This window comes from Bacillus sp. 22475, assembly GCF_052044835.1.
In the GTDB taxonomy this organism is placed as follows: Bacteria; Bacillota; Bacilli; order Bacillales; family Bacillaceae_G; genus Bacillus_A; species Bacillus_A cereus.
This window is the reverse complement of record NZ_JBQENW010000006.1, coordinates 144,924-158,984: the sequence shown is the minus strand read 5'-3', so window position 1 is coordinate 158,984 and position 14,061 is coordinate 144,924. Positions and strand designations below refer to the sequence as shown.

The following is a 14,061-nucleotide window of genomic DNA, read 5'->3' as shown; positions in this document are numbered from 1 at the left end:
AGCTCATTAAAAGTTTTTATAATTTACTTCCAAATGATTTTAATTCATTCATAAAATCATTGAACTGCGGGATATTCATTTGCTGCGCCGCATCTGACAAAGCTACAGCGGGATTTGGATGTACTTCAGCCATAATTGTGTCTGCACCAATTGCCATCGCTGCTTTTGCAGTTGGTAAGAGAAGGTCACGTCTCTCTGTAGAATGCGTTACATCAAAAACGACAGGTAAATGTGTCTCTTTCTTTAAAATCGGTACAGCGGAAATATCAAGCGTATTACGCGTTGCTCTTTCATACGTGCGAATACCTCGTTCACATAAAATAATGTTCCCATTTCCCTTTGCCATCATATATTCTGCCGCATTAATGAATTCTTCAATCGTGGCTGAAAAACCACGTTTTAATAATACTCGTTTATTTACAGGATCCGCTGCCAGTTTTGCATATTGTGAGTGCCAATTTGAATAACATCAACGTAATCTAATGGCATCTCAATATCATTTGGATTTAAAATTTCACTAATAACAGCCAAATCATATTCATCTGCTACTTGGCGTAAAATTTGTAATCCCGCTAATCCAAGGCCTTGAAAATCATACGTTGAAGTATGTGGCTTGAACGCACCACCACGCATTAATTTCAACAATCGTATCTTCTATTTTTTCTTACAAGACACAAGTAGTGCTTTACGATGATCCTCTTCTTGTAACTCTAAACCAGCTTGAAAAATTTGTTTAAAAATATGTTGTAAAGTCGAAGTTTCAAATGGACCATTATTATTCTCTACAATTAAATCCAGCATATTTCTTTCACGTACAGGATCAAAACGTTTCACACCTTATACTTCTTTTAAAGTACCAACTTCTTGTACGAGACGACCTCTTTCGTTTAATAACTCTAATATTTGTAAATTAAGTTGATCAATTTCAGAACGTAAACGGCCTAATTGTTGTGATGCCATAAAAAGCCACCTCTTTCAAATTCCTATATATTACTTTTTTAAGATAACTTATTATAGTTGATACATATACGATTGTCACACGATATACAGCAATGAATTACCATCAAAAAACGTTGTATATTTTCATTTAAAATAAAAAAAAGACAGTTTACATACTGTCTTTTTTACAAGAAGGAAACAAACGGTTTATCACTGTTTTTCTCTTTTATAATAACGGCCTCAATTTTACTCTCGGACTTGATCTGTAATTGTACTTTCGCATCTTTAGGCAATTTGTCTAACATACCTTGCGCAGCTAATTGGGTAAGAGCCATTAATTCTGTTTTACCGTTATATTTAATAACAATATTCATATTTAATGTATCCATTTGATCTTTCTTATAAGAAACTTTTGCGTTGACTGGAATAAAATCTCCAGTAGAAAAACCTTTTATTTCCTTAGCAAAGTTATTTATTTTTGTATTATCTTCTCCATGTGCTTGTGTAAATTCATCAGAAGGATATGAATACGACTTTTCATCAATTGTACTCCAATTTCCAAGGTTCGTATCATTCTTTTGAACAGTAGCACTAGCAATATACGTACCATTTTTTAAAGAACTTGTACTTTCTTGCTTAAAGATAGCAAACGTAATTGGAGATTTGTTATATTTATCATTTTTGTTAATAGCTTCAATAAGTTGTTTAGCAACTTCAGACCCTTTAGACATAGCTTCTTCATTCGATACACTTGAAGACATAGCTAAGCCAATCATAACACCAGATAAACTTAATTCATTTGAATTCTGTTTTCCGAAATAGTCTTGTTCTATAATATTCGTCAAAACTGGCGCTTCTACTTTCGCAACTAGTTCATCAACTAGTTTCTCTGGAATATACTGATTTAATTGCAGTACGTGGCTCTCTGTATCAAATTGCTGCGTTGCAATATTTATTAAACCATTTTCATACTCTGCTAAATCTAATTTAGAATTTGTTTTTATATTAGCTGTATTAATAACCTTTTGTTCTTTTAAAGGAATAACAGTTCTATAATAATCTTTAGAAACAGCAGTTCTCGGAATCATACTTTTTTCTTTTGTATCTTTTTGTATAACTTCATCCTTCTTACTAATCGTATTACTATTGTTACTACAAGCTCCCAGTAATAAACTTACGACTGCGAAGGATAATGCCATTTTCTTCATTACTTAAAACCTACTTTCAACAATCTAGTTATTTAGTTTGAACTATTAATAGTGTACCACTAAATATATTTCAACAAAAACAAAAAAAAGAAGCAAGCACCTTTAGCTTGCTTCTTTTTACTTTATATTCTCTTCTAAAGCATCTTTTTTAATATTCCAATGAGATGTATTCCATACTACCATACCATCTTTTATGTATAACACTTGCGGTGATTCATGTCTAATACTGTATTGTTCTGCAACACGATTTGACACATCTCTTGCATCTTGTACGTATAAGTAATACGCTGGCACTTCTCTTTCTTCACTGCAATACGCTTGAAATTCTGTGTATGCACCGTGACTAATCGGGCATGTCGTACTATGTTTAAAAAGAACATACGGCTCATTCTTTTCTACTAAGACTTCAAGCTCTTCAATTGTTTCAAGCTTTGTCATATTCATCACGATTCACCTCTCATACGAAATCTAGAGCGCTTCTCTTTCTTTTCAGCGTTTTTCTCAATTCTTTCTAATTTACGCTCTTCTTTTTCAACCTTCTTCTCTTGTCTCGACGCACGGTAATGATTGTATACTTCAATCGCCGCACTGCTCCACTGTACAACTTGCGCTACTTTATCAGCGTTATTTTCAATTTCGTCCGTTACAGAGTCTGATACATTACGAAGCTTCGTATTTAAAGATTGGATTGTCGTTCCAATCCCATCTACACCCGCTACCACTTTATTTAATGACTGTGACTTCTGTTGAATATCATCAGCTAACGCATTCGTTTTATGTAATAATTGCTCTGTCTCTACGCTAATTCCTTGCATTTGTTTTTCTAAACCTTCTAACGTGCTTGCAACGTTTTCTAACGTCTTCTGAACCGATAACAACGTTCTGCATACATACACTACTAATACTGCGAAAGCAACCGCGATAATAGCCGCACTTACATATAAAAGAACTTGCATTTCATCACTTCCTTTATCTTTTTCATACTTTCCCCTATTATACAATCATTTTCCGTTTCATTCTAATCCCTATCTCATCATTAGAATTTTCATACTTATTCGTTAACTGTAACATAAATCATTCAACAAATTCCACTAAGTAGGTTACAATAGGAGAGGATACATAATTAGTAGGGAGGCTTTACATATGAAAGATCCACGTATTGAAAAGTTAGCATACAATTTAATTAACTACTCTATCCGCTTACAAAAAGGTGAAAAAGTATTAATTGAAAACTTTGGCTTACAAAAAGAACTTGTAACTGCACTTGTAAAAGAAGCATATGCAGCTGGTGGTTTCCCATTCGTCTCTTTAAAAGATCATCAAGTAGATCGCTCTTTATTAATGGGTGCTACTGAAGAACATTTCGAACAAATCGCTGCATATGAAGCGAGCGTAATGAAAGACATGGACGCTTATATCGGTCTTCGCTCTGGCGATAATATTAATGAACAAGCTGACGTTCCAAGTGAGCGTATGAAAGTTCATGGCCAAACAGTTGGCAAAAAAGTTCATAGAGACATTCGCGTTCCAAAAACACGCTGGGTTGTTCTTCGCTACCCAAATGCTTCTATGGCACAGCTTGCTAAAATGAGTACAGAAGCTTTCGAAGACTTCTACTTTGAAGTATGTAACTTAGACTACGGTAAAATGGATAAGGCGATGGATAGCCTTGTTACATTAATGAATAAAACAGATAAAGTTCGTTTAACTGGTCCTGGAACTGACTTAACATTCTCTATTAAAGACATTCCAGCAATTAAATGCTCAGGTCATTTAAACATTCCAGATGGTGAAGTATACTCTGCACCGGTTCGTGACTCTGTTAACGGTACAGTTTCTTACAACACACCATCTCCTTACAACGGTTATACATTTGAAAATGTACAACTTAAGTTCGAGAACGGTCAAATCGTTGAAGCAACTGCAAACGATTCAGAACGCATTAACAAAATCTTCGATACAGACGAAGGCGCACGCTACGTTGGTGAGTTTGCAATCGGCGTAAACCCATACATCTTACATCCAATGGGAGACATCCTATTCGATGAAAAAATCGATGGCAGCTTCCACTTCACTCCTGGACAAGCTTACGACGATGCATGGAACGGTAACAACTCGAACATTCATTGGGACTTAGTATGTATCCAACGCCCTGAATACGGCGGCGGTGAAATTTACTTCGACGACGTACTAATCCGTAAAGACGGACGCTTCGTTGTACCTGAATTAGAAGCTTTAAACCCAGAGAACTTAAAATAATAAAAAACGCTCGGAATTATATCCGAGCGTTTTTTTATTATCCTCACCCTATATCGATCTACTGTTCTTACTTTTTGTTTGCTGAAAATGAAAATAATATAAAAGTGCCACTGCGATAGTACCGATTGATATCGGAACATATAAAGGAAGATCCCATTTCATATATACTCTAGTGCAACCAACAAGCACAAATAATATTTCTAAACAAAACAAAGGTTTTACATACTTCATTTCTTCCCTACCATTTCTATTTTCACATGTGGATTTTCTTTCTCTATAAGCGCCAAGAATTCATCCATATTTTGCGGCATCGCAACCATATGTACTTTATATGCATTCGTCGTAATTTCAAGGGATTTCCCAACTTGACGAATTATTCTTATCTCTTTCAATACAATATCGTCATTTAAAACACCGTACTTTAATACGCCATTTTCTACTTTATGTTTTTTAATAAATACTTCCCAAAGGAGTGGTACATTTACAATGAAGCATAAACCCATCCCAATTAACGCTGACATCCAATGCGCTTTATTAGTGAAAAGCATGACAATTGGATATACAAACATAAAAGCTAACGTAAGACAAACAAAAATGACTACTGACTTACTTCTTTGAATTGGAAAGTTCATACCTACACCCCCTAATCCAAATTATACCACTATTTCCATTTTAGTTCATAGAAAAAGGCCATTTCTAAATGACCTTTTTCACAATGTACCTATAAAATTTCTTATCTACCTGTAACACTGGAAAGTTTTTCGGCAACTCGTCTATACCCACACTTTGAAAACCATTCTTTTCATAAAAGCGATGTGCCGCTAGAAACTTAACTGTCGTTCCTAAATAAATATCTTTCAGCTTTTTATTCTCAGCCCATGAAATTGCTGTTTGAAGCAACATATGTGATGCGCCCCATTCTTTTCCGCGAAATTCTTTTTGTACGAACATTTTTCTTAGCGCTACTTGAAGATTCTCAATATCTAATAAAGCTACTGTTCCAACTACTTTCCCATCATAAATTGCTACCCAAAAGTTTCCGTGATCCTTTTGATAGAATGTTTCTATTTCAAGTAAATCAGGTTGCTCTTCTTTCGTAATTGAAACATTATACTCTTTTTGCTGAATATGAACGATAAGATCTACTACTTCCTCTTGAAACGTACCTTCATATGGAACAATACGAATCTTCTCGTTCATCGAATCTCTTTCCATTCTGAAGCTAGTAAACTATATACAGCGATATCATGAAAATGATCATATAGCCATTCTTCATCTCGTAAAATACCATCTAACTTAAATCCTAAACGTTCTGGAATTGCGCGGCTTTTCGCATTTCCAACACCGCAACGAATTTCAATTTTATTCAGCTTTAAATTTTCAAATGCATAGTGAAGTACAGCCTTTACGCTACGCGTCATAATACCTTTCCCGCCAGCATCTTCTGCAAGATAATACCCAAGGCTCGTCGCTTTCTTCCCCCAACTCACTGGATGAATGCCTACCATCCCAACGAGCTTTCCTTTGTAACGTATACCACTTTCAAAACCGTCTCCCTCTGCAAACTTCTTTAACCACATCGGAAAAATCTCATCATAAGCATCAGCAGATTTTGTCCCATCTACCCAAGGGAGCCATTTTCGTAAATGATTACGGTTTTGATCTAATAATTGATATAATTCCTCTTTATGATGTTTTTCTAATAATTGTAGTTCGATTTCGTCATCTACTCGGAGTGTGAACATGTTTTTTAGTCCCCTTTTTATTTTTCTTATTATTCTAACATTTTTAGATGCAAAAAGTTAAATATTAACACTTTCTTTTGATTTTCTTTGTATAAAACCAGAAGAATACGCTACTCCCGTAATAACTAATATCATTCCTACAGATTGTGCAGATGTTATATTGACTCCTTCAATAAAAGAAATAAGTATTGTAACAACAGGCACTAGATTAAAAAATAAAGATGTCCTTGCTGCACCAATTTGAGCAATTCCATTATTCCACCATAAGTAACCGAGCACACTCATTCCGATTGCCATAAAGAGAATCGCTCCCCAAGCTAATAGGGTGATTTCAAAAAATGGCACTGTACTTTTTTGCGTAAAAGACATGATGGTAAAGGCAAGAGCACCAATAGTCATTGTATAGGTTGTAGTCTGTATTGGGCTACCAGTTTTAATAAACTTTCTGCCTAGTACACCGTATAGCGCCCAGCAAATATTCCCTAATAAAATATAAAAATGCCCTTTTGAAAATGATAAATTTTGTAGTGTATTAAATGAGCCTTGTGTAAGCACAAAAACAACACCAAGTAGTGCAAGTAACATTCCATTTACTTGGCGCTTTACTATTTTCTCTCGTAAAATGACACTTGCTAACAGCGTCGTAACGAGAGGATTTGTCGCCATAATAAGTGCACCATTAATAGCTTCTGTATGTTTCATTCCTAAAAAGAAAAAGAAGTTAAAGCCGAATACACCAACAATACCTAGCAAAAGATAATAGGTCCTATTCTGCCTCCATACCTCCACCTCAAAATCTTTTCGTATTTTTAACAGACATAACATTACAAATGCAGCAATCCCAAAACGCCATGCCGCTATATGAATCGCTTCGAAATACTGCACCGCATATTTCGAAGCATTAAATGTCCCACCAGTAAAAATTGCAAATCCTAATAACTGCGCATATACTTTATTTTTCATTGTCGGCCTCCAAGTCTTTTCCTTCTAGAAAACCGTAATAAACTTCCAACTTTTCTTCTGTTAGTTGGACAACCTTTTGCAATTGTTCTTGCTGTTCTTTTAACCTTTCTAAATGAGTTGTTAAAATTGAAATTCTCTTTTTTACTTTCGCTGGCACTTCCTCTTTCCTCTGCCTAATTTCCTCTATAATGCATCCATCACTTGCAAACTCAGCCATCTCTTCTAATGACATTCCAGTTTGTTTTAATGAATATAAAAATTTTAATAAGCGCACATCACCTTCTGTATATTGACGAATCCCGCTATTTCGCGTTGGTGGTGGTAATAATCCTAATTTCTCATAGTAACGCAAAGTATGAATACCCATCCCTGTTAATTCTGCTACTTCACCGATTTTATACATGTTTTCTCCCCCTTGTTTTTACATATTCATCTTACAACCTAGAGTTAGCTCTAGGTCAATACGTAAATAAAAATTGAACACAACAAAAAAGACGCATAGCCAAGCTATGCGTCCTTCCTATTACTTCTCTGCAACTTGAACTTCTTTTACGTAAGCTGCTTCGAATTTTTGGATGTCTCCTGCGCCCATGAAAATTAGAACGCCGTTTTTATGTTTCTTTAATACATCCGTTGTTGTATCTGTAATTAGTTCTGCACCGTCAATACGCTTTTGCAGATCTTCGATTGTTAATTCACCTTTTTTTTCACGTGCTGATCCGAAAATATCACATAAGTATACTTGATCAGCTTTGCTTAAACTTTCCGCGAACTCATCTAAGAACTTTTCTGTACGTGAGAATGTGTGTGGCTGGAATACAGCGACAATTTCACGCTCTGGATGTTTTTGACGAGCAGCTTCAATCGTTGCATTAATTTCTGTCGGATGGTGTGCGTAGTCATCAATGATAACTTGCTCTCCCATCGGCTTTTCATTAAAGCGACGTTTTACGCCTTCAAAAGTTGTTAATTGATGTTTTACTGCTTCTACATCAACGTTTTCATAGTGGCAAAGCGCGATTACTGCTAACGCATTTAATACGCTATGATTGCCGTATCCTGTAATTTTGAACGTGTCATAGTACGTATTACGAACGAATACATCGAATATCGTGCCATCTGTTCTCTTTTGGATGTTACGTGCTTGGAAATCATTATCTTCTCCAAATCCATAGAAAATAACAGGTACTTTCGCTTGAATTTTTTGAAGTTCTTCATCATCTCCACATGCAATAATGCCTTTTTTCACTTGCAATGCCATCTCTTGGAATGCATTGAATACATCATTGATGTCTGTAAAATAATCTGGATGATCAAAATCAATATTCGTCATAATTGCATAGTCTGGATTGTAAGACAAGAAATGACGACGATACTCACAAGCTTCAAATACAAAATACTTACTATTTTCTACCCCATGCCCTGTTCCATCTCCAATAAGGTAAGATGTCGGGTGTGCACCTTGCATTACATGGGCTAACAAACCTGTTGTTGATGTTTTTCCGTGTGCACCAGTTACAGCAACACTTGTGTATTGGCTCATCAGGTCACCTAAGAAATGATGGTAACGATGGACTGGGATGTTTAATTCTTTTGCTGCTACGATTTCTTCATGCGTATCAGGAAATGCATTTCCTGCAATAATCACTTGTCCTTCTTCTACATTATTCTTATCAAAAGGAAGGATCGAGATACTACGCTTTTCCAACGCTGTTTGTGTAAAGAAACGCTTTTCATAATCAGACCCTTGAACAGTATGCTTCATATCATGAAGAATTTGCGCTAATGAACTCATTCCTGTTCCTTTAATTCCTACAAAATGGTAAACTGTCATCTTAAAGAACCTCCAACATTTCGAACTAATACAACGGCCTATCTATAAGACAGTATATGAATCTTTTCTTATTTTGGTAATCATCATACATTTTTGATGTAGTGAAGTTATTCTTTCCCTTCACTTATCAGGATAAACTCGTACGTACTTCTTTATATGTCCATAACAAGTCCATTATAGCAAAAAAGAAGCCGCTATACTATGATAACAGAAAAACTGATAGGGTCAATCACCTATCAGTTTTTCTCTCTTTTACATATCTTCTCTTCTTTCTAATTGAACACGCTCTAAACGTGGGTTTGGACGATATTTACGACCAGCTTTTGCTTCTGGTTTCCCATTTAATTCTACGTTATCACCAGTAAAGCCAATATTCATTTTTAATAAGCTACTTCCTACCCCATATATATCAACAGGTACCTTTTGAGCTTCAAATTCACGAATACGCTTTTCATCAAATCCACCAGTTACAACGATATCCACATGCTGGAATCCTTCTTCATCCAGCGCCTTGCGAAGTGCAAATACAAGAGATGGATTTACACCACGTGGATCAAATGTTCCAAGTACTTCTGGGTGGCGAATGAAGTATTGATCAATCATCGTGCGGGACGTATCTACACGTACACCTTTTAATGTTGATCCAAATTCACGCGCTACGCGAAGTGCATCTGTAATGACATCATTGTTGTAATCAATTAATACAACTAATTCATCTTCTGGGAATTTCTTATGATATGCTTTTGCCGCTTCCACAACATCACCATTAAACATTTGAATTAATGCGTGAGGCATCGTCCCCATACCACTTTTTCCCCACCATTCATTCATCGCATGCGTCGCTTGTGCGCTCATACCTCCGATGTATGCTGCATAACCGTCACCAGCTTGTTGTGTATAATGATCATCACGGTCTCCCATGAAAATAACTGGTTTTTCTTTATCTACGCTACGCGCAGCTTGGACAACGTTATATACGTTTGTCGCAACTGATGTACGACGAGCTAAAATCCCATCAATGACACCTTCTAAAAATCCGAAATTTTCATAAGGACCATGAATTGTTAACACTGTTTCAAATGGACTAATTTTATCGCCATCTTTTAAAGAGTTAATCTCAAGTTCCTCAGGATTTTTAGCGAATGTTTGTAGCAATGCAATTACTTCATCCGTTCCGCAAAGAACTGCATTTTCCTTTTGGAAAAATTGCATCGTTACAACACTTTTCGGGCGAAATTCTTCGATGATTTCTCTAGTCTTTAAAAAGTAAACGGCAGAGAACCAACCTTCTCCAACACGTTCGTCAAATTTAAATGTTTTATTTGTTAGTCTATTTATTTCACCTTTTAATTTTAATTCAATTTCTTTCATGTCGCTTTACTCCCTACTTTACTATCCAACATTTTCTCTTAGTATACAGCAAAACCGTTTACTATACATTTGTTTCCTGCATAGCGGCAAATTCATCCTCAGAAATAAGGACATCTCTCGGTTTCGTTCCTCTACCTTCAGAAATAATTCCTTGCGATTCCATCTCTTCAATGAGACGTGCCGCGCGATTATAACCGATGCGGAATTTTCGCTGTACAGAAGATGTGGACGCTCCCCCTTGTTCTACAACAAATTGACATGCATCAAAGAACAATTCATCTTCCGACTCAGCCTGTTCTGTTTTCGCTAATAAATCCTCTTGCTTAAATAAGTAATTCGGCTTCATTTGCTTTCTCACATGATCAACTGTTTTTTCAATCTCATCATCCGATACATAGACACCTTGTATACGAACTGGCTTAGATGTACCGTTCCCTAAAAATAACATATCACCACGGCCAAGTAATTTCTCCGCGCCCCCAATATCGATAATCGTACGTGAATCAACTTGAGATGATACAGTAAACGCAATACGCGTTGGAATATTTGACTTAATTAAACCTGTAATAACATCTACAGATGGACGCTGCGTCGCTACTAATAAATGAATACCACAAGCACGTGCTTTTTGCGCAATACGACAAATCGCTTCCTCAACATCACCCGGTGCTACCATCATTAAATCAGCTAACTCGTCAATGACAATAACGATATAAGGTAATGTCTCTCCTGGAATTTCTCGCTCACTTACAATCGTATTGTAGCGAGTTAAATCACGAGCACCTGCGTGTGCAAACAATTCATAACGGCGTTCCATTTCCTCAACTGCCCATTTTAATGCAGCTGTTGCTGCTTTTACATCCGTAATAACAGGTGCTACAAGATGCGGAACAGAATTGTATGGTGCAAGCTCAACCATCTTCGGATCAATTAACATTAACTTCACTTCATGTGGTTTCGCTTTATATAAAATACTCGTTAAAATTGCGTTAATACACACACTTTTACCTGAACCCGTTGCACCCGCAATAAGTCCGTGCGGCATTTTTCGAATATCCGTTACAATTGGATCTCCTGAAATATCAAGTCCAAGCGCAACAGTAAGCGGTGATTCACTCTTTGTGAATACAGGACTTCTTAAAATTTCACGAAGAAATACTGGCTTACTTTCTTTATTTGGAACTTCAATCCCAATCGCACTCTTCCCTGGAATCGGCGCTTCAATACGAATATCTTTCGCAGCTAAACTTAACTTAATATCATCACTTAAATTTGTAATTTTATTTACTTTCACGCCTGGGTCTGGTTGCACTTCAAAACGAGTTACTGCTGGTCCTTGCGATACATTAATAACATGTGCTCCAACATGGAAATTATTAAACGTTGTATCTAATAATTCTTTCTGCTCTTCTAACCATTCTGTATTATCTAGCGCTGTTTGCTGTGGAATTGACAACAACGCTAATGGTGGAACAGTATATGTCGGTGGTGTGTGCAATACATTTCGCATATCGTTCTCTCTTTGATTTACAACATATGCCTTCTCTTTTACTTCCGTACTTGAAATTGGCTTTTGTACTTGCTCTACCACTACTTGCTGTATTGGTTGTTCTACTTGGGATTCTACTACTACTCGTTGTACTGGTTGCTCTTCCACTTGTGACTCTACTACCACCTGTTGCATTGGTTGCTCTTCCACTTGTGACTCTACTACCACCTGTTGCATTGGTTGCTCTTCCACTTGTGGCTCTACTACCACCTGTTGCATTGGTTGCTCTTCCACTTGTGACTCTACTACCTCTTGTTGCACTGGTTGTTCTTCCACTTGTGGCTCTACTACCTCTTGTTGCACTGGCTTATTCTCTACTCGTACATCAACAGAAGGCTGCATTGCCTTTGTTCTAGCTGCATGCCTTTCCATTAATCGTGTTCTGTCTTGTTTCAACATAACAACATTAAATGGTACATGACGCTTTTTCTCACGTTTTGGTTCTTCTTTTTGTACAACTGGTTGTTCTTCTGCGACTGGTGCTTCTTCTACAACTGATTGTTCTTCCGCGACTGGCGCTTCTTCTACAACTCGTCTATTTTCCTCTGTTTCTGCAATTAAAACATTCGCAAAACTTTGAACATCTTTCTTCGTTTGTTCATCAGCCTTAGCAACATGTATGAATTCACTCTTTTGTTCAATTACTTCATCTTCCTGCTGAATTTCCTCAAGTGCTACAAATGTCTCTACTACAGGCGCTTCTGTTTCTTCTGCCTCTGTAATTACTTCCACTTCTTCTGACTCTTCTGTTTCTGCAATTACTTCCACTTCTTCTAACTCTTCTGTTTCTGCAATTACTTCTACTTCTTCTAGCTCTTCTGCTTCCGCAATTACTTCCACTTCTTCTAACTCTTCTGTTTCTGCAATTACTTCTACTTCTTCTAACTCTTCTGCTTCCGCAATTACTTCCACTTCTTCTGACTCTTCTGTTTCTGCAATTACTTCTACTTCTTCTAGCTCTTCTGTTTCTGCAATTACTTCCACTTCTTCTAGCTCTTCTGTTTCCGTAATTACTTCCACTTCTTCTGGTTCTTCCGTTTCCGCAATTACTTCTACTTCTTCAGTTTCTTCTGGTATTATTTCCACAATGATTGTTTCTTCAAGTTTTTCTTCTGCTTTGACAATCACTGATTCTTGTGAAGTTTGCTTTTCTACTTCAATAGTAGGTTGTTTTATTTCTGTATTACGTTTAATTTCTTCTGATAATATTGTATCCTCGTGCTCTACTTTAGAAGCTACTACTTCTTCTTGTAGATTGTTTTCGTTTAACACCACTACATCTTTTTCTAGCTTAGCACTTTCCATCTGCTCAGCTACTGTTTTATGAAGTAATTCATCCGCTGAAACTTCCTGCGGTGTACTCATTTCTTTAATCACTTCTTTTTCTTCTACTAAAGGCACTTGGCGTTCAATTTCATAACCGTTTTTCTCTAGCCATTGATCAACAACTGATTTTTCTTCTTTTTTGCCCTGTTGGCCTTTCTGTTCAACTACTTCACCTGGAGCAGAAGACGTTGCTTGTCCTTCTGAGAAATCCGATAATGTATACCCTTTTTTCTCTAACCATGCATCAACAACTGCTTTGCCCTCTACAGATATTTCAAGATCTTCTCTTTCCTTTACTTCCTCCTGCTTTTCTTCCTTTTTCTCTACAGAAGGACGATTATATCCGTAAATTGGCGAAATCATTTCTGTTGGACGAAATGGTCTACGGTTACTTTCTTGCACTGGTGCAGATGCCTTTTTAATGACAGACTCTCGCTCCGGTTCATATTGCACTTCCGGTTCTTCATATGTAGAAACTACCTTCTCCACATACGGTCGTCTGCTTCTTTCCACTTTTATTCCTCTTTGAATAGGCTGATCTTCATACGTTACAGCTTGAACAGAGTGTTCTTCAAAATACCCTGTTTCTATAACATCCTCTTCATCGAACCCATTATCCGGTACTAATGGAAAACGGCATTTCCCTGCATTCCTACTTGCCATTTGTGCTTCTCTTGCTTCAGTGTAGTGGTTTACACGAGGAATTTTCGGCTGACTTTCAATTTGCTTTGGTACTTCTTTATTCATCGCTGTTTGTTCTTCCTCTTTGTTAAACAGCTTTTTCATCCAATCTAACATGCTTACCACTCTTTCTACTAAATAGTAACATCCTTTATTGTATCAGCATTCGGCAAAAAGTGCAGGTAA

The 14,061-nt window shown here is 36.7% G+C and carries 13 protein-coding genes and 1 pseudogene; 1 reads left to right on the top strand and 13 read right to left on the bottom strand.

Annotated features, from left to right (window positions below; translation table 11 throughout):
- Window positions 1-16 precede the first annotated feature (16 nt).
- The 4 genes and pseudogenes from ACTJJY_RS12430 to ACTJJY_RS12415 all read right to left on the bottom strand — a co-directional run bounded on the left by ACTJJY_RS12430 (window position 17) and on the right by ACTJJY_RS12415 (window position 3,103).
- A pseudogene (locus ACTJJY_RS12430) lies at window positions 17-960 on the bottom strand (bifunctional 3-deoxy-7-phosphoheptulonate synthase/chorismate mutase).
- A gap of 164 nt (window positions 961-1,124) precedes the next feature.
- Window positions 1,125-2,147 (bottom strand): CamS family sex pheromone protein, encoded by a 1,023-nt coding sequence (locus tag ACTJJY_RS12425; protein ID WP_440605629.1) that lies wholly within the window; start codon window positions 2,145-2,147, stop codon window positions 1,125-1,127.
- 117 nt (window positions 2,148-2,264) lie between these two features.
- Window positions 2,265-2,591 carry a bacillithiol system redox-active protein YtxJ gene (gene ytxJ, locus ACTJJY_RS12420; protein ID WP_001057469.1) on the bottom strand — a complete coding sequence of 109 codons (327 nt, stop codon included), beginning with the start codon at window positions 2,589-2,591 and terminating at the stop codon, window positions 2,265-2,267.
- Window positions 2,591-3,103, bottom strand: coding sequence for a DUF948 domain-containing protein (locus ACTJJY_RS12415; RefSeq protein ID WP_001197721.1), 513 nt, complete (start codon window positions 3,101-3,103; stop codon window positions 2,591-2,593). The genes ytxJ and ACTJJY_RS12415 overlap by 1 nt, the downstream gene beginning before the upstream one ends.
- A gap of 187 nt (window positions 3,104-3,290) precedes the next feature.
- Between ACTJJY_RS12415 and ACTJJY_RS12410 the strand changes: the two genes are divergently transcribed.
- A complete protein-coding gene (locus ACTJJY_RS12410; RefSeq protein WP_000654729.1) occupies window positions 3,291-4,406 on the top strand; it encodes an aminopeptidase in 1,116 nt (371 codons plus the stop codon).
- 48 nt (window positions 4,407-4,454) lie between these two features.
- Here ACTJJY_RS12410 and ACTJJY_RS12405 read toward each other — a convergent pair whose 3' ends face one another.
- The 9 genes from ACTJJY_RS12405 to ACTJJY_RS12365 form a co-directional block, all read right to left on the bottom strand.
- A complete protein-coding gene (locus tag ACTJJY_RS12405) occupies window positions 4,455-4,637 on the bottom strand; it encodes a hypothetical protein (protein ID WP_440605628.1) in 183 nt (60 codons plus the stop codon).
- Entirely contained in the window at window positions 4,634-5,038 is a 405-nt protein-coding gene (locus ACTJJY_RS12400) for a PH domain-containing protein (RefSeq protein WP_440605627.1), read from the bottom strand. Before ACTJJY_RS12400 ends, ACTJJY_RS12405 begins: the two co-directional genes overlap by 4 nt.
- Window positions 5,039-5,102: 64 nt before the next feature.
- Window positions 5,103-5,606, bottom strand: coding sequence for a GNAT family N-acetyltransferase (locus ACTJJY_RS12395; RefSeq protein ID WP_440605626.1), 504 nt, complete (start codon window positions 5,604-5,606; stop codon window positions 5,103-5,105).
- Complete coding sequence (locus tag ACTJJY_RS12390) at window positions 5,603-6,151, bottom strand: GNAT family N-acetyltransferase (protein WP_000494681.1); 549 nt, start codon at window positions 6,149-6,151, stop codon at window positions 5,603-5,605. Before ACTJJY_RS12390 ends, ACTJJY_RS12395 begins: the two co-directional genes overlap by 4 nt.
- A 57-nt stretch (window positions 6,152-6,208) precedes the next feature.
- On the bottom strand, window positions 6,209-7,114 hold the full coding sequence (locus ACTJJY_RS12385) for a DMT family transporter (RefSeq protein WP_440605625.1): 906 nt from the start codon (window positions 7,112-7,114) through the stop codon (window positions 6,209-6,211).
- Entirely contained in the window at window positions 7,104-7,517 is a 414-nt protein-coding gene (locus ACTJJY_RS12380; RefSeq protein ID WP_440605624.1) for a MerR family transcriptional regulator, read from the bottom strand. Before ACTJJY_RS12380 ends, ACTJJY_RS12385 begins: the two co-directional genes overlap by 11 nt.
- Window positions 7,518-7,637: 120 nt before the next feature.
- A complete protein-coding gene (murC, locus tag ACTJJY_RS12375; protein WP_098611450.1) occupies window positions 7,638-8,948 on the bottom strand; it encodes a UDP-N-acetylmuramate--L-alanine ligase in 1,311 nt (436 codons plus the stop codon).
- A 252-nt stretch (window positions 8,949-9,200) separates the two neighbouring features.
- Complete coding sequence (locus tag ACTJJY_RS12370; RefSeq protein WP_440605623.1) at window positions 9,201-10,319, bottom strand: nicotinate phosphoribosyltransferase; 1,119 nt, start codon at window positions 10,317-10,319, stop codon at window positions 9,201-9,203.
- A gap of 61 nt (window positions 10,320-10,380) precedes the next feature.
- A complete protein-coding gene (locus ACTJJY_RS12365) occupies window positions 10,381-13,992 on the bottom strand; it encodes a DNA translocase FtsK (RefSeq protein WP_440605622.1) in 3,612 nt (1,203 codons plus the stop codon).
- Window positions 13,993-14,061: the final 69 nt, after the last annotated feature.